This window comes from Sphaerochaeta sp. UBA5836 (genome assembly GCF_002432845.1).
Taxonomy (GTDB): domain Bacteria; phylum Spirochaetota; class Spirochaetia; order Sphaerochaetales; family Sphaerochaetaceae; genus Sphaerochaeta.
Map to the genome: position 1 here is coordinate 43,135 of NZ_DJGW01000106.1, position 19,288 is coordinate 62,422.

19 protein-coding genes and 2 pseudogenes are annotated in these 19,288 nt (G+C 52.4%); 15 read left to right on the forward strand and 6 right to left on the reverse strand.

Features of this window, described 5'->3' with window-relative positions; all coding sequences use genetic code 11:
- Positions 1-721 (reverse strand): annotated as a pseudogene (locus tag B3F49_RS10200) (two-component sensor histidine kinase); the annotation flags it as partial.
- 93 nt (positions 722-814) lie between these two features.
- Here B3F49_RS10200 and B3F49_RS10205 point away from each other — a divergent pair.
- On the forward strand, positions 815-1,333 hold the full coding sequence (locus tag B3F49_RS10205; RefSeq protein ID WP_293892494.1) for a YcxB family protein: 519 nt from the start codon (positions 815-817) through the stop codon (positions 1,331-1,333).
- A gap of 7 nt (positions 1,334-1,340) precedes the next feature.
- Here B3F49_RS10205 and B3F49_RS10210 read toward each other — a convergent pair whose 3' ends face one another.
- On the reverse strand, positions 1,341-2,195 hold the full coding sequence (locus tag B3F49_RS10210; RefSeq protein WP_293910819.1) for an HAD family hydrolase: 855 nt from the start codon (positions 2,193-2,195) through the stop codon (positions 1,341-1,343).
- A gap of 86 nt (positions 2,196-2,281) precedes the next feature.
- Here B3F49_RS10210 and B3F49_RS10215 point away from each other — a divergent pair, with 86 nt between their 5' ends.
- Together B3F49_RS10215 and B3F49_RS10220 are read left to right on the forward strand one after the other, a co-directional pair.
- Complete coding sequence (locus B3F49_RS10215) at positions 2,282-2,716, forward strand: MarR family winged helix-turn-helix transcriptional regulator (protein WP_293910821.1); 435 nt, start codon at positions 2,282-2,284, stop codon at positions 2,714-2,716.
- Positions 2,706-4,073 carry an MATE family efflux transporter gene (locus tag B3F49_RS10220; protein WP_293910823.1) on the forward strand — a complete coding sequence of 456 codons (1,368 nt, stop codon included), beginning with the start codon at positions 2,706-2,708 and terminating at the stop codon, positions 4,071-4,073. Before B3F49_RS10215 ends, B3F49_RS10220 begins: the two co-directional genes overlap by 11 nt.
- On the opposite strand, the gene B3F49_RS10225 is transcribed toward B3F49_RS10220, so the two are convergent.
- From B3F49_RS10225 to B3F49_RS10240, 4 genes are read right to left on the reverse strand one after another with little or no spacing between them, the layout of a single operon-like run.
- Entirely contained in the window at positions 4,070-4,987 is a 918-nt protein-coding gene (locus B3F49_RS10225) for a carboxyl transferase domain-containing protein (protein WP_293910825.1), read from the reverse strand. The two genes, B3F49_RS10220 and B3F49_RS10225, sit on opposite strands and share 4 nt — an antisense overlap.
- The gene (locus B3F49_RS10230; RefSeq protein WP_293892507.1) at positions 4,980-5,750 is read right to left on the reverse strand and encodes an acetyl-CoA carboxylase carboxyltransferase subunit beta; all 771 of its coding nucleotides are present in this window, start codon (positions 5,748-5,750) and stop codon (positions 4,980-4,982) included. The genes B3F49_RS10225 and B3F49_RS10230 overlap by 8 nt, the downstream gene beginning before the upstream one ends.
- The gene (locus tag B3F49_RS10235) at positions 5,743-7,074 is read right to left on the reverse strand and encodes an acetyl-CoA carboxylase biotin carboxylase subunit (RefSeq protein ID WP_293910827.1); all 1,332 of its coding nucleotides are present in this window, start codon (positions 7,072-7,074) and stop codon (positions 5,743-5,745) included. The genes B3F49_RS10230 and B3F49_RS10235 overlap by 8 nt, the downstream gene beginning before the upstream one ends.
- Positions 7,071-7,502, reverse strand: a complete 432-nt coding sequence (locus tag B3F49_RS10240) for an acetyl-CoA carboxylase biotin carboxyl carrier protein (RefSeq protein ID WP_293910829.1) — start codon at positions 7,500-7,502, stop codon at positions 7,071-7,073. Before B3F49_RS10240 ends, B3F49_RS10235 begins: the two co-directional genes overlap by 4 nt.
- A gap of 154 nt (positions 7,503-7,656) precedes the next feature.
- Here B3F49_RS10240 and B3F49_RS10245 point away from each other — a divergent pair, with 154 nt between their 5' ends.
- The 12 genes and pseudogenes from B3F49_RS10245 to B3F49_RS10300 all read left to right on the forward strand — a co-directional run.
- On the forward strand, positions 7,657-8,613 hold the full coding sequence (locus B3F49_RS10245; RefSeq protein WP_293910831.1) for a beta-ketoacyl-ACP synthase III: 957 nt from the start codon (positions 7,657-7,659) through the stop codon (positions 8,611-8,613).
- A complete protein-coding gene (locus tag B3F49_RS10250; protein ID WP_293910833.1) occupies positions 8,598-9,539 on the forward strand; it encodes an ACP S-malonyltransferase in 942 nt (313 codons plus the stop codon). The genes B3F49_RS10245 and B3F49_RS10250 overlap by 16 nt, the downstream gene beginning before the upstream one ends.
- Positions 9,536-10,243 (forward strand): 3-oxoacyl-[acyl-carrier-protein] reductase, encoded by a 708-nt coding sequence (gene fabG, locus B3F49_RS10255; protein WP_293910835.1) that lies wholly within the window; start codon positions 9,536-9,538, stop codon positions 10,241-10,243. Before B3F49_RS10250 ends, fabG begins: the two co-directional genes overlap by 4 nt.
- A 12-nt stretch (positions 10,244-10,255) precedes the next feature.
- Positions 10,256-11,509, forward strand: coding sequence for a beta-ketoacyl-ACP synthase II (gene fabF, locus B3F49_RS10260; RefSeq protein ID WP_293892525.1), 1,254 nt, complete (start codon positions 10,256-10,258; stop codon positions 11,507-11,509).
- A gap of 12 nt (positions 11,510-11,521) precedes the next feature.
- Entirely contained in the window at positions 11,522-11,959 is a 438-nt protein-coding gene (gene fabZ, locus B3F49_RS10265) for a 3-hydroxyacyl-ACP dehydratase FabZ (protein ID WP_293910837.1), read from the forward strand.
- An 11-nt stretch (positions 11,960-11,970) separates the two neighbouring features.
- Positions 11,971-13,182 carry an enoyl-ACP reductase FabV gene (gene fabV / locus B3F49_RS10270; RefSeq protein ID WP_293910839.1) on the forward strand — a complete coding sequence of 404 codons (1,212 nt, stop codon included), beginning with the start codon at positions 11,971-11,973 and terminating at the stop codon, positions 13,180-13,182.
- Between the two features lie 182 nt (positions 13,183-13,364).
- Complete coding sequence (locus B3F49_RS10275) at positions 13,365-14,402, forward strand: substrate-binding domain-containing protein (RefSeq protein WP_293892534.1); 1,038 nt, start codon at positions 13,365-13,367, stop codon at positions 14,400-14,402.
- A gap of 297 nt (positions 14,403-14,699) precedes the next feature.
- Positions 14,700-15,920: an ABC transporter substrate-binding protein gene (locus B3F49_RS10280; protein WP_293910841.1), complete on the forward strand. Its 1,221-nt coding sequence runs from the start codon at positions 14,700-14,702 to the stop codon at positions 15,918-15,920.
- Positions 15,921-16,016: 96 nt separating this feature from the next.
- Positions 16,017-16,943: a carbohydrate ABC transporter permease gene (locus B3F49_RS10285; protein ID WP_293892540.1), complete on the forward strand. Its 927-nt coding sequence runs from the start codon at positions 16,017-16,019 to the stop codon at positions 16,941-16,943.
- A complete protein-coding gene (locus B3F49_RS10290; protein WP_293892543.1) occupies positions 16,940-17,779 on the forward strand; it encodes a carbohydrate ABC transporter permease in 840 nt (279 codons plus the stop codon). The genes B3F49_RS10285 and B3F49_RS10290 overlap by 4 nt, the downstream gene beginning before the upstream one ends.
- Positions 17,776-18,966, forward strand: a complete 1,191-nt coding sequence (locus B3F49_RS10295) for an AGE family epimerase/isomerase (protein ID WP_293892546.1) — start codon at positions 17,776-17,778, stop codon at positions 18,964-18,966. The genes B3F49_RS10290 and B3F49_RS10295 overlap by 4 nt, the downstream gene beginning before the upstream one ends.
- Positions 18,963-19,288, forward strand: a pseudogene (locus B3F49_RS10300) (histidinol-phosphatase); the annotation flags it as partial. The gene B3F49_RS10295 and the pseudogene B3F49_RS10300, both read left to right, overlap by 4 nt.

Consider the following 19,288-nt stretch of genomic DNA (forward strand, 5'->3'; position numbering starts at 1 on the left):
GCTCCGATATCTCCGGCCTGTCATAGTCCCCGGCGGTAATCGCCTTCGAGGATTGGGCCATCTCCTGTACGATGGAGAGCAGCCGTATCACTTCCTTGAAAGCGGCAAAGCCGAAGAGGAGCATCACCAGAACCGTCAATCCATACACATAATCCAAGTCATCGTTGAGCTTCATCAGCCGGTCATAGGTGGATTGGTTATCCATGATTGCCCGCTCGATCAGCTGTTGTACATACTGTGACAAGTAGGTCAGGCAGGGTTCAACATCGGAGTAGTACACCGCCGATGCCTTATCGATATTATTCGTGAGAAGGTATTCCTGCATTACGGAAAGGTAGTCTCGAAAGTTGGCATAGGTGGTATTCACCGCTTGCACCAGCAGGTACTGCTCCACCCCTATGCTGGCCAAATCAGTATCTATGTGTTCCAGACTACTCTCAGAAATCTCATTTCCCCGTCTCAGCTCGGAGACCAAGGAGGCAATATCCCCGAAATCCCAACGGTAGGAGGCAAGCACATCACGGGTTTGTCCCAAGGAATTGAGAAGCAGGCTGATTTTCTGCACATTGCCGGCACTCTTCTGTATCGGGTCCATGATGTACTTTCCCTGATAGGCGGAAATCCCAAGCTGCAGAAATATAAAGAGGATAAAAACAATGAGAAAGAGAAATATCCTGTGGAAGAGATTCAAGTGTAGGCGTTTTTTCTTATGTGTATCCATGGGTACTCGAATTATACATACAAGCGGCAGGTTAGATACAGTCCCTTTTTGCCGGAATGTGCATTGTCGCCTTGTTCATGCTATAGTGGCAGCATGACAATCGCAGTAAAACTCAATGAACAACACTATAGGCAATTTCTCATCTTCAACATCCTCAAGCGCCTCAAACTGTACAGAAGTCCGGTCATCTTTGCATCCATTCTCACCTTCTCGGCCATCATCTGCTTTGTGATGTACCAAGTCGAAGGGGCCGTACTCTTGGGTACCGTTCTCCTTGTGGTGGGATTGGGAGTGCCTGTCGTCTACTTCGCATCCTTCTTCGCCACCGTAAAAAAGCAGGTAAAGCTGCAAAAGCTCAACCCACCAAGATTGGTCTACACGCTGCAATTCAGCGAGGACTCGGATGCAGTGGCTATTTCCAACGAAAAGGAACAAGCAAGCTACCGCTGGCAGGATGTGTATCATGCGTATTTCGAGAAGGAGTGCATCTACCTGTTCATAACGCGGGACAGGGCGTTCCTCATCCCCTATGAAGTGGTAGAGGACAAGGATGCGGTATGCAACCTCATCACATCCAAGCTCGGAAGGAATCGATGCACGCAAAGCCGGTAAAGAAGCCTCACACAGATTTGCTTGCTTTATACTTCATTTCTATGCTTGCAGTTTCCAATCGATTGCAAGCCTTCATCTCTTCAAGGATGGTAGACACCAAACCAAAGAGTTCTCCCCCGTCGGTATAATCGGCAGGTGTATAGAAGTTGATGCGGTCCTCAACCATCAGGCGGTGGGCGATTTCCTCTTTGCCCTGCATATACACGGCGATGCTCTTGCCTCCATTCTGCTTGACCAGCTTCATGCAAGGCACATCGGTGAGGCCGTCGCCGATGTAAATCATATTGCGGAACGGGATGCTTCGTTCGGTTTCCGCCTTATAGGCATTCAGGGCTTGGTCCTCATAGACATCGAGCACACCCTTGTTGATCCGAAAGAGAAATTGTGTCTTGGCCGTATAGTTGACCGACAGCTTCGGCCATACCGCGACACCGTTTTCATCATAGAGGTACTCACAGGCATAGATGCGACGAAACTCAAACCCGATCGCCGATCCTTCGATGATCTCCTTGAGTCCCGAGGAGATGATGTAGTGCTCGATGGAAAGACCAAGCTTTTCTCCCAGATTGTTGATAAGGGAAAACCAACCGAGGACACCCGGAAAAAATTCAAGCTCCTTTCCAAGGGCGACAAAGTCGCTCCGCCTGATCGGTTTTGCCTGCTTTCTCGACTCGTCGAGCATCAATTTCATGTAGGAAAGGATGCTGTCCATGCCCTGGCTGCGGGCAAGGGTGTTTGCCTTCTGCCAGAACTCGGAGGCACTGAGCCCCAGATTGGGAATGAAGGTGTACTCCTGCATGTCGCGGGTGGTCAGCGTCTTGTCAAAGTCGTACATGATGGCGATTGTAGGTCGTGTTTCCATAGTAGGGCCAGTATATCACGAAGGATGGACGGAAAGCAGACCAATATTAGTTGACATGTCAACTATAAATCCCTACAGTGTCCACCATGCAATACAGTCTTTCACGCCTCGTGGCAATCCTTCATCGAAGCCATGCGATGTATATCAACCGGGCCCTCAAGCAGTGGGGCATCTCAAGCGGCGAGATTGGGTTCCTGATGACCCTCTACCAACAGGAAGGCTGCACACAAGAACAGCTGTGCAGCCTCCTGGCCATCGACAAGGCCGCGGCGACACGCGCCCTCACCTCCCTGGAGAACAAGGGGTATATCCAGCGTCAGGTCGATGCAAGGGACAAGCGCTGCAAGTGCATCCACCTCACCGACAAAGCAAAAGAGCTGAGAGAGGATATAACGGGCGAAGTGCGTGCCTGGAACGGTAAGGCATCTGAGCTGGTGGGTGAAGAAACATACCAGATGATCTGTGCAAACCTCCAAACCATACTCTTGCATGAAACATCGGAGCAGAACCATGCATGCTGAAGCAATCCATACCAATCCCTTGGGAACCGAGCCCATTTTCAAGCTGCTGATGCGCTTTTCCATCCCTGCCATTGTCGGCATGATGGTCAACGCCCTCTACAACGTTATCGACCGCATGTACATCGGCAACAGCCCTTCACTCGGGGCCAACGGCATAGCCGGCATCACCATCGCCTTCCCCATCATGATCATTCTCATGGCCATGGGGGTCCTCTTCGGCATCGGAGGCGCCACCCTCTTCTCGATCCGCTTAGGCCAGCAGAAGGAAGCAGAGGCTGTGCATGTGCTGGAAAACGCCTTCCTCTTGCTGATCGGCGGCGGCTTGGTCTTTATGATAACCGGCCAAATCTTTTTGAAAGACATCCTCATTGCATTCGGCGCCAGCACCGAGGTGCTCCCTTATGCAATGAGCTATTTGCGTGTTATTATTTTTGGTTCGGTGTTCGGTGTGACGAGCATGGGTTTGAATCACTTCATCCGAGCAGACGGCAATCCCAAAGTTGCCATGCTCTCCATGTTTCTAGGAGCCGGCACCAACATCATCCTCGATCCGATATTCATTTACGCTCTCGATTGGGGCATGGAAGGAGCAGCCTTGGCTACCATCATCAGCCAAAGCTTCTCCTTCATCTGGGTTGTGTCGTATTTTCTAGGCAAACGAAGCCATGTAAAGCTGAAGCTGAAAGCCCTCAAACCCGAGTGGGCGGTGATCAAACTGATCGTCACCTTGGGAATCCCACCCTTCACCCTCCAGATAACATCAAGCCTGCTCAATGTAGTCTTGAACAAAACCCTTATCACCCATGGAGGAGACCTAGGCATCTCGGCGATGGGCATCGTCCACAGCCTGCAGACCCTGCTGATCATGCCGGTAATCGGCATCAACCAAGGGGTGCAGCCGCTTATCAGCTACAATTTCGGCGCCAATCAGTACGACCGGGTCAAGGAGGCAGCGAAGCTGGGCATCCTCAGCGCCACCTCGGTGGTCATGATCGGCTACCTTGCCACCCGCCTCTTCCCCTCCGCAATGGTAGGCATATTCAACAGGGAACCTGAACTGCTGGAGCTGGGAACCTTCGCCCTGAAGCGATGGTTCCTCTTCACTCCGCTGGTAGGGTATCAAATCATAGCAGGAAGCTTTTTCCAAGCTATCGGAAAGAGCAAAATCGCCATGGCGCTCACTCTCTCCCGCCAAGGTCTCTTCCTCATTCCGGCCATTCTCATCCTTGCTCACTTTTTCGGTATGGAAGGAATCCTCTGGTCGGCACCAATATCCGATGCACTGGCCACTGTGGTGACCTCATGGTTCTTCTTCCGGGGCTTGAGGGACATGGAGAAGAACGCTGCCAAAATCTAACTCAGACTTTGGGTTTTCTTGAACACTTCCAAAAGCGGCTGCCACCACTCTTTGCCTCCCGACACCTCACCGATGCCCCGGATCTTCTTGATCCGGTAGCGGACCAAGTGCTCGGCAGGCTTTGAGCACAATACATCCAAGTCCCGCAGGATGGTCTGCTTGATGCGCATCGCAGTCTCCTGTGCACTGCCCTCGGCAATAATATCGTGGATGACGGAGAACTCCTTGAGATGGTAGCTGGTCATTTTCATAGCCTCCGCCGCTTCCTTGGCCTTGGAGGGGTCACGCAGCAATATGGAGGCAAATCCTTCAGGCGTAATGACTGAATAGACGGCATGCTCCAGCATATACAGCTTGTCTCCGACTCCTATTCCCAAAGCACCGCCGCTACCGCCTTCACCGATGATGAAACACAGAATGGGAGTCTTCAGCGTAGAGAACACCTTCAGGTTCTGGGCAATCGCCTCCCCGATACCCCGCTCCTCGGCCCCGAGGCCGGGATAGGCACCGGGTGTGTCGATGAAGCACACGATGGGTCGACCGAATTTCTCAGCCTGCTTTGCCAGCCTGAGAGCCTTACGATACCCTTCGGGATTGCTCATGCCATAGTTGCACAGCACATTCTCCTTCAGGTTGGCTCCCTTGCGGTTCCCGATGAAGGTAATCGCCCTGCCTTCCACCAGGCCCACCCCCCCGATCATGGCGGGATCGTCGCCGTACAGTCGGTCTCCGTGCATCTCCATGAACGAGTCGCAGATCAGGTCGATGAACAGCTTCGCCCCCGGCCTGCCCTGCTGGCGCGAGCGCAGCACACACTCCCAAGAGGAGGCACCTTCACGTGTTTCATGGTTCTTTGCAAGAGTTTCTATCTGGTCCAGTGTCTGTTCGAGCTCCGGTTTCTGTTCTTCATGCATACACAGCACCCCCCTTGGTGTGGGTTTTGATCAAAAATGAGAGAGTCGAACGAAGACTCGCCCGTTCCACCAACGCATCGATAAAGCCCTTCTTGAGCTGAAACTCGGAGCGTTGAAATCCCTCAGGCAGTTTTTGACCGATGGTGCCTTCGATGACCCGGGGGCCTGCAAAGCCGATGACCGCCCCCGGCTCGGCAAGAATGACATCTCCGAGCATCGCAAAGGAGGCTGTCACTCCGCCGGTGGTGGGATTGGTGAGCACCAAGAAAAGCGGAGTCCGGGTCTCCTCCATCAGGGCGGCGGCACTGGCGGTTTTGGCCATCTGCATCAGGCTGAAAATGCCTTCCTGCATCCGAGCACCTCCGCTTGCCGTAAAGAGAATGACCGGCTCCCCCCTGAGGGCTCCTTCAAGCATTGCCTGGGTGATTTTCTCACCAACCACCGAGCCCATGCTTCCACCCATGAAGGCGAAAGACATAATGCCGACAATCACCGGCTGGTTTTCAATACTGCAGCTGCCGATGGAAACGGCATCGCTGAGCGACGATTTTTTCTCGTTTTCCTTCAACTTGTCCTCATACCCTGCAAGGGAGATGGGGTTCATCGACTTCATCTCTGTTGCCATCTCCACAAATGAGCCGGGATCGGCGAAGAGGGCGATGCGCTGCTGGACAGTGAGGGGGAAATAGTAGTTGCAGGAGGGGCAGATCCGATACGGACCGGATTCAACTTCCTTCTGGCAGTTTGGACAGAGTTCAACCATGGTGTTTCTCCTGGGCGATGACCTTTGCATACAGGTCGGTTGAGAATCGTCCGCTTGAGAACGGACGACTTTGGATGAGCAGTTTCTGCTCCTCGATATTGGTTTTCACCCCTTCGATGACGACTTCATCGAGGGCTCGCAGCATGACCGCCAGGCCCATCTCGCGAGTCGGGGTGTGGACGATGATTTTTGCCATCAGGGAGTCGTAGTATGGGCTGAGAACCGAACCGGCTTGCAGGTAGGTGTCGACACGGACATGGGGGCCTGAAGGCATGACGAAGGTCTTGATGTGACCGGCGCTCAGGCCGTTGATCCTGCACTCAAGGCTGTAGCCCTTGCACCGTACATCAGATTGACAGTACGACAGGGCTTTTCCTTGGGCGATTTGGATTTGTGCATGCACCAGATCGATATCCGAGACCAGTTCACTGACCGGGTGCTCGACCTGCAGGCGCGCATTGACTTCCATAAAGTAGTATGCATCACCGTCAAGCAAAAACTCAACAGTTCCGGCACCACGATAGCCCAATTCCTGAAACAGGCGCACCGCATCATTGCACATTGCATTTCTCAGGCTATCGCTGAGTACTGGTGACGGGCTCTCTTCCAAGAGCTTCTGATGGTTTTTCTGCACCGAGCAGTCACGCTCCCCAAGATGCACAACCGTACCCTGACCATCACTGAGCAGCTGGACCTCGAGGTGTCTGGGCTGCTCCAGGTAGCGCTCCATATGCACCGAGTCGTCACCAAAGAAGAGCAGTGCCTCCTTCTTGGCAAGGGCAAGATTGGAAGCAAGCTCGGACTGTTTGCGCACGATGCGCATGCCCCTGCCTCCGCCGCCGGCTGCAGCCTTGAGAATGATCGGATACCCGATCTGGGCGGCTGTTTGTTTGGCATCCTCAAGATCGGCAATCGCTTCCTTGCTTCCCGGCGTTATAGGAAGCCCCGCTTCCAAGGCAGCCTTGCGGGCCGCCACCTTGTTGCCCAAGAGGGCGATGGTCTCGCTTCTGGGGCCGATGAAGATCAGACCGGCATCCTCCACCGCTTTGGCGAAGCCTGCATTCTCACTGAGAAAGCCGACTCCGGGATGGACGGCGTCGCAACGAGTCAGGCAGGCAGCCATAATGATGTTTTTGCTCTTGAGATAGCTCTCCTTGGTTTCAGGTCCGCCGATGCATACCGCCTGATCGGCCATCTGTACAGCCAGCGTTTCCTTGTCGGCGGTCGAATAGGCGACCACAGAGCGGATGCCCAAATCCTTGCAGGCTCGAACCACCCGCACGGCGATCTCGCCCCGGTTGGCGATCAGAATCGAACCAATCATACGCGCTTTACCTTGAAGAGCGGCTGACCGAATTCGACCATCTGCTCGGGGTCGGCCAGGATTTCCACAATCTCACAGGCGAAATCGGCTTCCAGCTGGTTCATCAGCTTCATTGCCTCGATGGTGCAGAGTACCGCACCAGGTTCCACCGTGCTTCCAACCCGTACATAGGGTGGAGCATCAGGGGCTGGAGTCAGATAAAACGTCCCTACAATGGGACTGGTGATCACTTCACACGCCGGCTTTGTTTCAACCGGTGTACTCTTTGCGATTTCAGGTTTGGGGACGGACCCAACAAACTCAGCGCTTGTTGTATTCCGCTTGAGTTTGAGGCTGTAGCCTGAGCTGGAAAGCTCCAGCTCGGCGAGCGAGCTATTCTCAAACATGGTAATGATCTGCTGTAGATCCGGGTTGTCGATGATATTCATGATTGTTCCTCAGTACAAATGGGGATTGGGATGCACAATGGCTGCATCCAATCTGTTTTAATAATAACGGTACGGTTGTTTAGTGTCAATATTGACAAATATTTCTATTTTGTAATAATTATAGGGCTATGCTATGCAACCAAGGAGGGAGAGCTTGAAGCCTCCACTATCAATACAAATCACCGCCCTCGGGTCCTACAGCCCGGCGAGAGTGGTCACCAACGATGAACTTTCCCACAGGGTCGATACCAGTGATGAGTGGATTAAAAGCCACACCGGCATTGCGGTGCGCCATCTGGCGGCAGAGCTGGAAACAACTGCCGACCTGGCAACCAAGGCGGTTGAAAATTTGCTCGCAAACCATGGCAGAACCGCAGCTGAAATCGATGGCATCGTGGTCGCAACAGCAACTCCCGACTACCCCGGGTTCCCATCGACAGCCTGCCTGCTTGCCCAACGGTTTGGCATCAAGGGGCCTGCACTGGACATCAGCGCAGGGTGTACGGGATTCATCTACGCTCTTGAGGTCGGCAGGGCCATGATCATCACCGGAGCCATGAAAAATGCATTGGTGGTGGGATCGGAAACCCTCTCTTCAGTCGTAGACTGGGATGACCGCAATACCTGCGTTCTCTTTGGAGACGGAGCCGGCTGTGCACTGCTTGAAAGCAGACAAGAGCAAGAAGGCATTCTCGATACCTACCTGAAGGCGGAGGCTGCCGGAGCCGAGGCCTTGGTCATCGATCCCAAGAGCCGCACGATCAAGATGGACGGCCGCTCGGTCTACTCTTTTGCAGTCCGCTCGATCGGACAGGCCATCGAAACCCTGCTGAAGAGAAACAACCTGGATTTTGAGGATATCGCCTGGATCGTCCCGCACCAGGCGAACCAACGCATCATCGCAGCGTGTGCAAAGCGGTTGGGCATCGATGTACAGAAGTTTTATCTGAACATCGAACAGTATGCAAACACCTCGGCAGCCTCGATTCCCCTCGCCCTTGCAGAGATGCAGGAGAAAGGCCTGCTCAAAGAGGGAAACAGGTTGCTGCTCGTCGGCTTCGGTGCAGGACTCACCTATGGAGGAACACTACTGACATGGCACCAATACTAGCACTCTACCCCGGCCAAGGCTCACAGAAGCAAGGGATGGCCATCGACTTGTACCATGCAAGCCATACGGTGCGAGAGCTCTTTGAACTGGCCGGCGACATTGCCGGGCGAAATCTCTACACCCTCCTCTCACAAGGATCGGAGGAGGAGCTCACACAGTGCGCGCAGACTGCCATAACCTTGGCCAGCCGATCGGCAAACATCCGGCTCAAAGAGCTGGGCATCGAGATTGAAGCCCACAGCGGCTTCAGTCTTGGAGAGCTCGCCGCCTACTGCAGTGCAGGAATCTTCGACGATGCAACTCTGTTTACCATCGTACAAAGAAGAACCGCTTTGATGGATGAAATGTCAAGAAAGGCACGCCAAATGCTGGGCGAACTGGGCATGGCGGCCGTCATCGGCCTCGACTACGAAGCAGTAACGGTGCTGCTGGAAGAACTCAACCTAAAGGGCTTATATGCCGCCAATGACAACGCACCCAACCAAGTGGTGATCTCCGGCCTGAGTGAAAGCATCACCCAGGCAAAGTCGGTTTTCCTGGAGAAAGGTGCCAAGCGGTTCATTCCCCTGAAGGTGTCGGGACCCTTCCACACCCCCTTCATGGAGGAGGCGACACAGCCGTTCAGGACCTTCTTGGACGGCCTTGCCATGGCCGATCCCGTAGACTTGGTCATCTCCAGCGTCGACGGAAAGCCCATCACCACCGCTTTGGATGCCCGCGAGCGCCTGAGCCTGCAATTAGCCAGACCGGTTCGGTGGACTGCCGTCATGCAACGCATCAAGGCAACAAGGAATGCAGACATAGCGGAGGTCGGGTTTGGAACAGTCCTGACCGGGCTGTGCAAGAACAATGCAGTACAGTCATCCTGCCTCAGTTTGGGTGAAGAAACAACAATACAAGCATATGCAAAGGAACGAGCACTATGAGTGAACAGAAACATGCCTTGGTAACCGGAGGCTCACGAGGAATTGGAAGCGAGATCGTCAAGGTTCTGCTCTCAGAGGGATATGAAGTCTGGTCGCTGTCGCGGACCAAGATGGATGACAGAGAAAACCTGCATCATATCGGCTGCGACATGGCCGACCGCAGCAGCACCGAAGCTGCTTTGGAGAGTGTGATCAAACAAGCAGGAAGTATGGACGTTTTGGTCAACAATGCCGGTATCACCCGCGATGGCTTGATCATGCGGATGAAGGATGAGGCATGGGATGAGGTGCTGGCTGTCAATCTTACATCGGTCTTCCTCACCTGCCGCAGGATCAGCAGGCTCATGGCGAGCCAACGCAAAGGCTCGATCATCAACATCTCCAGCGTCGTGGGAATCATGGGCAATGGAGGGCAGACCAACTATGCAGCCAGCAAGGCGGGCATCATCGGCTTTTCCAAGAGTCTTGCCCGTGAGTTGGCTTCGCGAAGTGTGCGGGTCAATGTCGTGGCTCCGGGCTTTATCGATACCGCTATGACCGATGCACTTTCTGGTGTTCTCAAGGAGCAGATAGCCACCCAGATACCGCTTGGGCGTATCGGAAAGGCTGTGGAAGTTGCAGAAGCGGTTGCATTTTTAGCATCAGAAAAAGCGTCCTACATCACCGGCCAGGTTCTGGCGGTCGATGGCGGCATGGCAATGTAAAGGGGTGACAACATGATTGAGCTTGAACGAGTAGTAGTAACCGGTATGGGAACCGTAAATCCCTTGGGAACGAACATTACCCAATTCTGGGACAACATCAAGGCGGGTGTTTCGGGAGTCGGTCCGATCACCAAATTCGATACGACCGACTACCCTGCAAAAATTGCAGGGGAAGTGAGGGATTTCGACCCCTCCGACCTGCTTGACCGCAAAGAGACCCGCAGCATGGCGGACTTTACGAAGTTTGCCGTCCATGCAGCAGTGCAGGCAATGCAGCAGGCAGGCCTTGACAACGGGGGCTACGACCCCTACCGCAGCGGAGTATACCTGGGCAACGGCATCGGTGGGTTTGAGGTGGTAGAGGAGAACCTTGCAAAGCTTTTTGAGCGAGGTCCCCATGCCGTCGCCCCCCTGACAATTCCCAAACTCATCAGCAACGAGGCTGCAGGCAATATCGCCATTCATTACAACTTCAAAGGTCCCTGCCACACAACCGTCACCGCCTGTGCAAGCGGAACCGATGCCATCGGTGCTGCCTTCAATGCAATCCGCTTCGGACAAGTCGACGTAGCGTTGAGCGGCGGAACCGAAGCTGCCATCACCAAGCTCAGCGTGGCCGGTTTCTGCCGCCTGCAGGCCTTGGCAACCAAGTACAACGATACACCGCAGATTGCCAGTCGTCCTTTTGACAAGGAACGCGACGGGTTTGTCATGGGTGAAGGTGCCGGAATGCTCGTGCTCGAATCGCTATCCCATGCAAAGGCACGCGGAGCTGTGATCCTGGGTGAAATTGCCGGCTACAGCATGACCTGCGATGCCTTCCACGTCACCGCCCCGAATCCTGACGGTGAAGGGGCCGCGAGAGCCATGAAGGCCGCCCTTGAGATGGCGGGTATAAAGCCCGAGGAGGTTGATTACATCAACGCCCATGGCACCAGTACCGCCGCCAACGATTCCATGGAGACAAAAGCCATCAAGAGTGTTTTTGGAAGCCATGCTTACAATCTCAAGGTTTCGTCCACCAAGTCCATGACCAGCCACCTTATCGCCGCTGCGGGCGCTGTAGAGGCGATTGTGTGCATGCTGGCTATCCGGGACCAATATTTCCCCTGCACGCTCAACCTCACAAATATAGACAGTGAGTGTGATCTTGACTATGTACCGAACCAAGGAAGAGATGGTATAATTCGCTATGCTATGAGTAATTCTCTTGGCTTTGGAGGGCATAACGGTGTGCTCGTCTTCAAAGCCTATACACCATTGTAAGGAGTGCTGACAATGTCTGGACCATTTGAATCGCCGGTTGATTTAATCCCCCACCGAGATCCGTTCATTTTCTTGGATGAGCTCTTGGAAGTTGATGAGAAGCACACGGTTGCCAAGCGTGTGTTTACACCCGACCATTTCTTTTTCAAGGGCCACTTTCCCGGCTACCCCGTAGTACCGGGTGTCATTCTGGTCGAGACTATGGCACAATGCGGAGGGGCTGGTCTGGTACAAGCCGGGCTGCTTCCCCATGGTGCATTCTTTGTTCTGGCAACCATCGACAAAGCAAAATTCCGAAATCAAGTCAAACCTGACGATACGGCAATCATCGAGGTACACAATGCCCGCGTTTCTCAGGCCATGGTCCGCCAAAGCGGTACCATCACCGTCGACGGGAAGGTGGCTGCCGAAGCTGCCTGGATGTGCATCGTCGGCGACAATAAAGCATAAAAGAGGCTGATGTGATAATTACCAAGAAAGTTCTGAGAAATGTGAGCCTTACCGCCCACCCGCTCGGGTGCAGGCGGTATGTCGAAAACCAGATAGCCTGGGTTGAAGCTCATGCCAAGCAGAGCGGCAATCCACACTATCCGAGCACGACAGGCCTGCCGATTCCCAAGCGTGTGCTCATCCTCGGAGGTTCCACCGGCTATGGTCTTTCGTCACGCATCGTTGCCGCATTCGGACACAACAGCGACACCATCAACGTGAGCTTCGAGCGCGAGCCGGGCGAGAACAAGACAGCAACCCCGGGTTGGTACAACACGATGGCTTTCGAGGACATTGCCAAGCGCAGGGGACTGAAAGCCGTCTCGGTATTCGGGGATGCTTTCAGCAACCAGATCAAGGAAGCGGTTGCACAAAAAATCCAAGAAGAGCTCGGCCAGGTCGACTTGGTCATCTACTCGCTTGCCAGTCCACTCAGAAACGACCCGGTTACCGGCCAATCGTACAAGTCGGTGCTCAAGCCCATCGGCAAGGCATTCACTGCCCTCTCGGTTGATTTGGAAAGCGACATCGTCAAGCAGGCTACCATCGAGCCTGCTACCGAGGAGCAGATAGCAGAAACGGTGAAGGTGATGGGCGGCGAGGACTGGAGCCTTTGGATTGACTTCCTGTTGCAAAGAAATCTTCTTGCACACAAAGCCATGACGGTTGCCTACTCGTATATAGGACCAAAGATCACCTACCCTGTCTACCGCGAGGGAACCATCGGAAAAGCGAAGGAACACCTTGAGGGCAGTGCAACAGAGCTGACCGATAAGCTGAAAGCCATTGAAGGCAGAGCGTATGTTTCGGTGAACAAGGCATTGGTCACCCGGGCCAGCGCCGTCATTCCCGTCGTCCCCCTCTATATGGCCTTGCTGTATCAGGTGATGAAGGAACAGAACATCCACGAACACTGCACCCAGCAAATCTACCGCCTCTTCACAACCATGCTGTTTTCCGGCAATCAGGTACCCACCGACAGTGATGGCAGGGTGCGGGTTGATGACTGGGAAATGAGAAGCGACATCCAGCAGGAAGTGGAAAAGCGCTGGGCCTTGCAACAGGAGGGTAAACCCCTTGTTCAGGGAGACCTGGCTGGAGTTTGGGAGGAGTACGAGCAGATTCACGGCTTCGGCTTTCCTGATATCGACTACTCCAAGGATGTCGATCCAAGAATAGTGTAACGCGTGAGGGGCCCGAAAGGGCCTCTTTCTTGTTTTGCTATTGTTTTATTATTGTACATTTTACTATTCCTAATTCGGTATATCTCTACTAAGCATGATATAGCTTATATCTAGAATTATCTACCCTACAGGCGTATCTGATGATTTCCCTTCGTCTCTACTTGCGTTACTATGGATGCATCATGCAAAAGCCAGTAACCATGAAGGATATAGCAAATCGGCTCTCAGTCAGCTCCGTCACCGTTTCCAAGGCACTCGGTGGAAAGGAAGGAGTGAGTGAGGAAGTACGCAATCAGATCATCCAAGTGGCAAAAGAGATGGGCTATCGAAAGAACCTCATCGCCAAGGACATGCGCGATGGGACAACCCACAATGTGGGCGTTCTCATCGGAGAGCGGCACATGCAGAGAGACTGCGCCTACATGCGCATCCAGCAAGAGCTGAACAAACACCTGCTCAACCAAGGATACTATGGGATTGTAGAGCTCATAACGAATGAGGATGAGGAGACCGGCAAAATTCCCCGTCTTCTATGCGACAACAAGGTGGACGCCTTGGTCCTGCTGGGCCAGCTTCGGCCTTCCTATGTGAAAACCATTCTAGCCTTCGGCTTCCCATATGTATTCGTCGATTTTTTCTACGAGAATTACCAAGCCGATGCAGTAATCAGCGACAATATGTACGGCGGCTACTCACTGACCAACCATTTGCTTGCGTTGGGGCATCGGATGATTTCCTTTGTCGGAAACCCCATGTACTCCAATGTTGTCATGGACCGGTATCTGGGCTACTATAAAGCCTTGATGGAACAGGGTATAGCTCCCGACCAAGCTCTAGTGCTCCATGACTGTGATGAGCTGGGCCAACGGATCGAGCTCGCCCTTCCAAAGAAAAGCCCCACAGCGTATGTGTGTGCAAGCTGCGAAACCGCATATCGGCTCATGCAGCAGCTTCAAGGGCAGGGACTGCAGATTCCCGATCAGGTTTCCATCGTGGGATTCGACGAGGACCTGTACACAACCCTTTCCAATCCACCGCTGACAACCTTCTCTGTCGATATCCCGCTTATGGCATTGAGTGCGGCTGAAAGCATCATCAACAAAATAGCGAACCCGGACTCCCATTTCGGGAGAAAGACAATCTGCGGATCGCTGACAGTACGTCAATCATCAGCTAGAATCACCCCAGCTGAGTGGGACTCCTTGAATCGATTCGGATAAGCAGTTCCATGCAGGCATAGGGCGGAGGCAACCTCCGTCTTTTTATGCAAAAAAGGGTTGGTTAATTTTCTCATCATAAGGTTGACATAGCAGATTTTCTGTTTATAACCTAATATTAAGTTATCGTAAACTTAATAAAAGGAGTTATGTATGAAAAAGAAGGTTCTCGTGGCATTGCTCTGTCTTTGTGCAATCACCTCATCAGTTTTGTTTGCCTCAGGAAAATCCGAATCTCCTGCTGCGCAACCACAATCTCAAGACCCAACCGTCCAGCAACCGGTAGACAAGAATGTATCAATGCAGCTCACGTTTCTCACCCACAAACAAGGTTTGGAAGAGGAATTTGCCAGGTATCAGGTTGAATTCAACAAAATCTACCCAAACGTACAAGTCATCTATGAACCGATCGGAGATTACAAAAAGAATATCGAAATCCGCTGGACCAGCAACAACTGGGGCGACATGTGCATGATTCCCCATATGTTTATCAGTGAAACCCAGCTTCCCGAGCTATTCGCCCCGCTGGGGAAAGTCGAAGACTTTGACAAGAAATATGAATTTGCTTCAGCCTTTTCCCTTGATGGCGATGTCTACGGCATCTCCTCGACAGGTACGGCCTATGGGGTGCTCTACAATACGAAGGTCCTGCAGCAGGCAGGTGTCCAAGAAATCCCCAAGTCACCTGAAGCTTTCTTTGAGGCTTTGAGGAAAGTAAAAGCCAATACCAACGCTATTCCGCTCTACTGCAACTACGGTGCCGGTTCAAGGCTTGCCGACTGGGAATGGAATGCCCGTGGAAGTCTTACCGGCGATGAAAACTACAAGAACAAGCTGGTGTATATGGAGAATCCGTTCTCTGCCGGCAAACCCTATTATATCGTAATGAAGATGCTCTACGACGTAGTTGCGCAGGACTTGGTGGAAGACGACCCTGCAACCTCCAACTGGGACACCTGCAAGAACTTGCTGGCCCAAGGCAAAGTTGCGGCTACAGTCATCGGATCATGGGCCACCGTCGACACACAGAAAGCAGCAGACAATCCCTCTGACATAGTCTTTGCCGCCTTCCCATGGAACAACAATGGTAAACAGTACGCAACCATTGCAGCAGACTACGCATATGCAATCAACAAGAATATTTCAGCTGACCGTTACCAGGTCGCACGCGACTACATTTTATTCCTCACCGAGAAGTCCGGTTACTCCTACACCTACGGTGGCATTCCAATCGTGAAGGGCGAAGCATACCCCCAGACACTCAAAGCCCTGCAAGACGCCGGGGTCACCTTGGTGCTCGATAATCCCCCCCATCCCCAGGATATCGGCTTGTTTGACGAGTTGAATGCAGAATCTGAGCTGTACTTGGGTAAATATCCCGAGAAAGCCCGCATCGTCGAGGCCGCTATGGGCCAGACCAAGGAGAGCTTTGACAGCATCATGAACGATTGGAACAAGCGTTGGACAGCAGCCCAAGTCTCCATCATTGGCAAGGACTATGCAGCAAAAAATCGGTATTAGCATGCAGTTTACCTCCTGCATTCTAAGATAGTAAGTCTTGCTCTCCTGCACTGTTGCAGGGGAGCGCTCTACACCTTCCTCTAAAGGCGGACTCTCATGGAACGACAGCAGAAACCTGCACTCCAATCCTTTTTTGAACAGCGTGAAGTGCAAAAATGGTTAGTCATCATAACTTTTACCCTGGTTCCCATAGCGCTGCTGGTTACCTTCACCTATCTTCCGTTTGTTAAGATGGTGGAATTCAGTTTCTTCAAGATGAAATACCTGGGACCTAGGACTTTCATCGGCCTGAAGAATTACCAGGATGTTTTTTCCCGTACCGATACCAAGGCAGCTTTGGTCAACAGCTTCTATTACATGGGAGCCGGTGTCATCCAACTGACCTTGGCCCTCTATTTTGCCACCATCCTCAGCTTCAAAGTGCGGATGGGAAATTTCTTCAAGGCTGCCCTGTTTTTTCCCTATCTTGTCTGTGGTATCGCGATGGGCTTCATTTTCCGATACTTCTATACTCGTGGCTTGGTGCTCGACTCCGTGTTGAGCCTGATCGGATTTGATAAAGCCGAACTACCATACTGGCTGAAAGAGCGGGCGATCAACAACTACAGCATTGCTGCAACCTCGATTTGGCGTTATATGGGGCAGAGCATGGTACTGTTTATCGGTGCAATCCAATCCATCAGCCCCGAGTTCTATGAAGCAGCCGAGATTGACGGGGCAACGAAAATCCAACAGTTCCGCTACATTATTTTTCCCATGCTCAAACCCATAGTCACCCTGAACATAATGCTGATGGTAAAGGGTTCATTCAGTGCGTTTGAAGGTCCTTATGTCATCACCAATGGAATGAATGGGACGGCGACCTTTGTGGTGCTCATGCATCAACTGGCTCATGAAGCCGGCAAGGTGGGCCTTGCCTCGGCCATGGCTATTGTCCTCTTGTTCATCATTCTTGTCGGAACCATTCTGCAGAAAGTGCTGTACAACCTCTTGTTTGGTGAGAAAGCAGGGGAGAGAGCATGAAAAACAAAGCATTGAATCCGTTGCGCCTGGCAACCTATGCAACACTGGTCCTTGGTGCTTTCGTCTCCTTGCTTCCTTTGGTAACCGTGCTGTTGGCATCCTTCAAGGATGTGAAGGAGTTCGGCATATCAGGGGCTCTCGACCTTCCCAAGAGCTGGCTGTACCTGCAAAATTATGCCACTGCCTGGACCAAGGCAAAAATGCCGTTGGCCTTCTGGAATACGGCCCTCATTCTATTCTTCACCCTCATCGGCTCGGTGATTACCGGCACCATGGTTGCCTACATCATCAATCGTTTCTCCTTCAAGGGAAGAGACCTTGTCAAAGGAGCATTTCTTGTAGCCAATCTCATCCCTGGAGTCACAATGCAGGTAAGCACGTATCAGATTATGACCACCTTGGGTTTGGTCAACTCAATCCCAGGCATAGTCATCCTCTATACAGGAACCGACATCATTGCCATTTACATATTCCTGCAGTTCTTTGATAGCATACCCCGCTCCCTCGATGAGGCAGCATACATCGACGGAGCTTCGTATTTTACGATCTTTTTCCGAATTCTCTTTCCCTTGGTTAAGCCGGCTACGGTCACCGTCCTGATTCTCAAGGGTGTATCTGTCTATAAAGAGTACTATCTTGCCAATCTGTACTTGCAATCGAAGACTCGATATGTAACGATTTCGACCTCTTTATATACATTTACCGGAGAGTATGGAAATCAGTATAATTATATCTGTGCCGGGGTCATGATCACCATCATCCCAATCTTGATTGCATTTCTGTTCTTGCAACGGTATATCTACAACGGCATTGCTCGAGGAGCGGTTAAAGAATGATGAAACTACTAGCACTCCAAGCCCAAGAGCATCTTGAGCAGACGATTATCCCATTTTGGGTTCGTCTGAGGGATGAGGAGAATGGTGGGTACTACGGAAAGGTCGGCTTCGACCTCACGTGGTATAAGAAAGCTTCCAAAGGTAGCGTGCAGACGAGCAGGATACTGTACTTCTTCAGTGAAGCGGCCTCGTTGCTCAACCGTGATGATTGCCGCCGCTCGGCAGACCACGCCTACCAGTTTCTGCTGCACCACTGTTTCGACCCGGTGTACGGGGGCCTCTACTGGTCCCTGACCTACAATGGCGATGTGGAAGACCCGGTGAAGAGCAGTTTCAGCTTCGCGTATGGAATTCTTGCTCTCACCTCCTATTACCGGCTAACGGGAAAGGAGGAAGCGTTGCAAAAGGCAAAGGAGCTGCAAGAGCTGGTCGAGTTGCATTTTGCTGATACAATCGGATACAAGGAGGTGCTCTCACAAGATTTCATGTCAAATCCCAACGATGACAAGCGCTTCTCCAAAGGCAACTATGGAGGAGAGAAAACGATGAATACGATGCTGCATCTTTTGGAGGCTTATCATACGCTCTATCAGGCGTGTCCCTCCGAGAAGCTGTTGCAGAAAATCCATATGCTCTGTTCATTGTTTGTCACACATATCTATGACAAAGAGCATAATGCCCTGACCATCTACTTTGACAGCTCGTTACAGAAGGCAAGCGATTATCGCTCGTTCGGCCATGAGATTGAGGCGAGTTGGATGCTTGCCAACTGCATAGCAGACTTGGGCCATGATGAACTGGCAGAAAGCTTAGGCGTCCTGTGCGATACACTTGCACAGCAGGTATATGAACACGCCTACAAACATGGCTCCGTCGTGGATGAAACCCATAATGAGAAGCTAAGGAGTCGGCGCGTACACTGGGTCCAGGCCGAGGCAGTCCTTGGCTTTGTTTCAGCCTATGAGAGAAATCCAAAGAAGCTGGAATACCTTGAAGCGGCCCATGCAGTCTGGTCGTTCATCCAGACACATCTGGTTGACAGGCGAGCACAGAGCGAATGGCTCTATCAGGTGGATGAACAGGGAATTGTCACCGAACCACATGCGCTGGTTTGGTCATGGAAAGGTCCTTACAACAATGGGAGGATGTGCATGGAACTCATAAAAAGGTATACTAGTCGTACATGAAACACTACAGTTATGAGACTCACCTCCATACCAAGGAAGCCAGTGCCTGCTCGGTAAGCTGGGGCACTGAGTATATCGAGCCCTATTTGCGTGCCGGTTTTAGCGGCATCATCGTCACCGACCATTTTTTCAATGGCAACTCCTCCATCTCCCGTTCCCTGCCTTGGGAGCAGCGTGTCCAGCAGTTTTGCAAGGGCTACGAGAACACAAAGCAGGCAGGAGACCAGGCAGGCCTCTCTGTCTTTTTCGGCTGGGAGCACTCCTTCGGCAATGATGAGTACCTGATCTATGGCTTGGACAAGGCTTGGCTGCTTGAACACCC

Excerpts from the sequence above, each read along its gene's own strand:
- B3F49_RS10205 (WP_293892494.1), top strand. The coding sequence starts at position 815 with ATGACAATCGCAGTAAAACTCAATGAACAACACTATAGGCAATTTCTC.
- B3F49_RS10210 (WP_293910819.1), bottom strand. The coding sequence starts at position 2,195 with ATGGAAACACGACCTACAATCGCCATCATGTACGACTTTGACAAGACG.
- B3F49_RS10215 (WP_293910821.1), top strand. The coding sequence starts at position 2,282 with ATGCAATACAGTCTTTCACGCCTCGTGGCAATCCTTCATCGAAGCCAT.
- B3F49_RS10220 (WP_293910823.1), top strand. The coding sequence starts at position 2,706 with ATGCATGCTGAAGCAATCCATACCAATCCCTTGGGAACCGAGCCCATT.
- B3F49_RS10225 (WP_293910825.1), bottom strand. The coding sequence starts at position 4,987 with ATGCATGAAGAACAGAAACCGGAGCTCGAACAGACACTGGACCAGATA.
- B3F49_RS10230 (WP_293892507.1), bottom strand. The coding sequence starts at position 5,750 with ATGGTTGAACTCTGTCCAAACTGCCAGAAGGAAGTTGAATCCGGTCCG.
- B3F49_RS10235 (WP_293910827.1), bottom strand. The coding sequence starts at position 7,074 with ATGATTGGTTCGATTCTGATCGCCAACCGGGGCGAGATCGCCGTGCGG.
- B3F49_RS10240 (WP_293910829.1), bottom strand. The coding sequence starts at position 7,502 with ATGAATATCATCGACAACCCGGATCTACAGCAGATCATTACCATGTTT.
- B3F49_RS10250 (WP_293910833.1), top strand. The coding sequence starts at position 8,598 with ATGGCACCAATACTAGCACTCTACCCCGGCCAAGGCTCACAGAAGCAA.
- fabG (WP_293910835.1), top strand. The coding sequence starts at position 9,536 with ATGAGTGAACAGAAACATGCCTTGGTAACCGGAGGCTCACGAGGAATT.
- fabF (WP_293892525.1), top strand. The coding sequence starts at position 10,256 with ATGATTGAGCTTGAACGAGTAGTAGTAACCGGTATGGGAACCGTAAAT.
- fabZ (WP_293910837.1), top strand. The coding sequence starts at position 11,522 with ATGTCTGGACCATTTGAATCGCCGGTTGATTTAATCCCCCACCGAGAT.
- B3F49_RS10275 (WP_293892534.1), top strand. The coding sequence starts at position 13,365 with ATGCAAAAGCCAGTAACCATGAAGGATATAGCAAATCGGCTCTCAGTC.
- B3F49_RS10280 (WP_293910841.1), top strand. The coding sequence starts at position 14,700 with ATGCAGCTCACGTTTCTCACCCACAAACAAGGTTTGGAAGAGGAATTT.
- B3F49_RS10285 (WP_293892540.1), top strand. The coding sequence starts at position 16,017 with ATGGAACGACAGCAGAAACCTGCACTCCAATCCTTTTTTGAACAGCGT.
- B3F49_RS10290 (WP_293892543.1), top strand. The coding sequence starts at position 16,940 with ATGAAAAACAAAGCATTGAATCCGTTGCGCCTGGCAACCTATGCAACA.
- B3F49_RS10295 (WP_293892546.1), top strand. The coding sequence starts at position 17,776 with ATGATGAAACTACTAGCACTCCAAGCCCAAGAGCATCTTGAGCAGACG.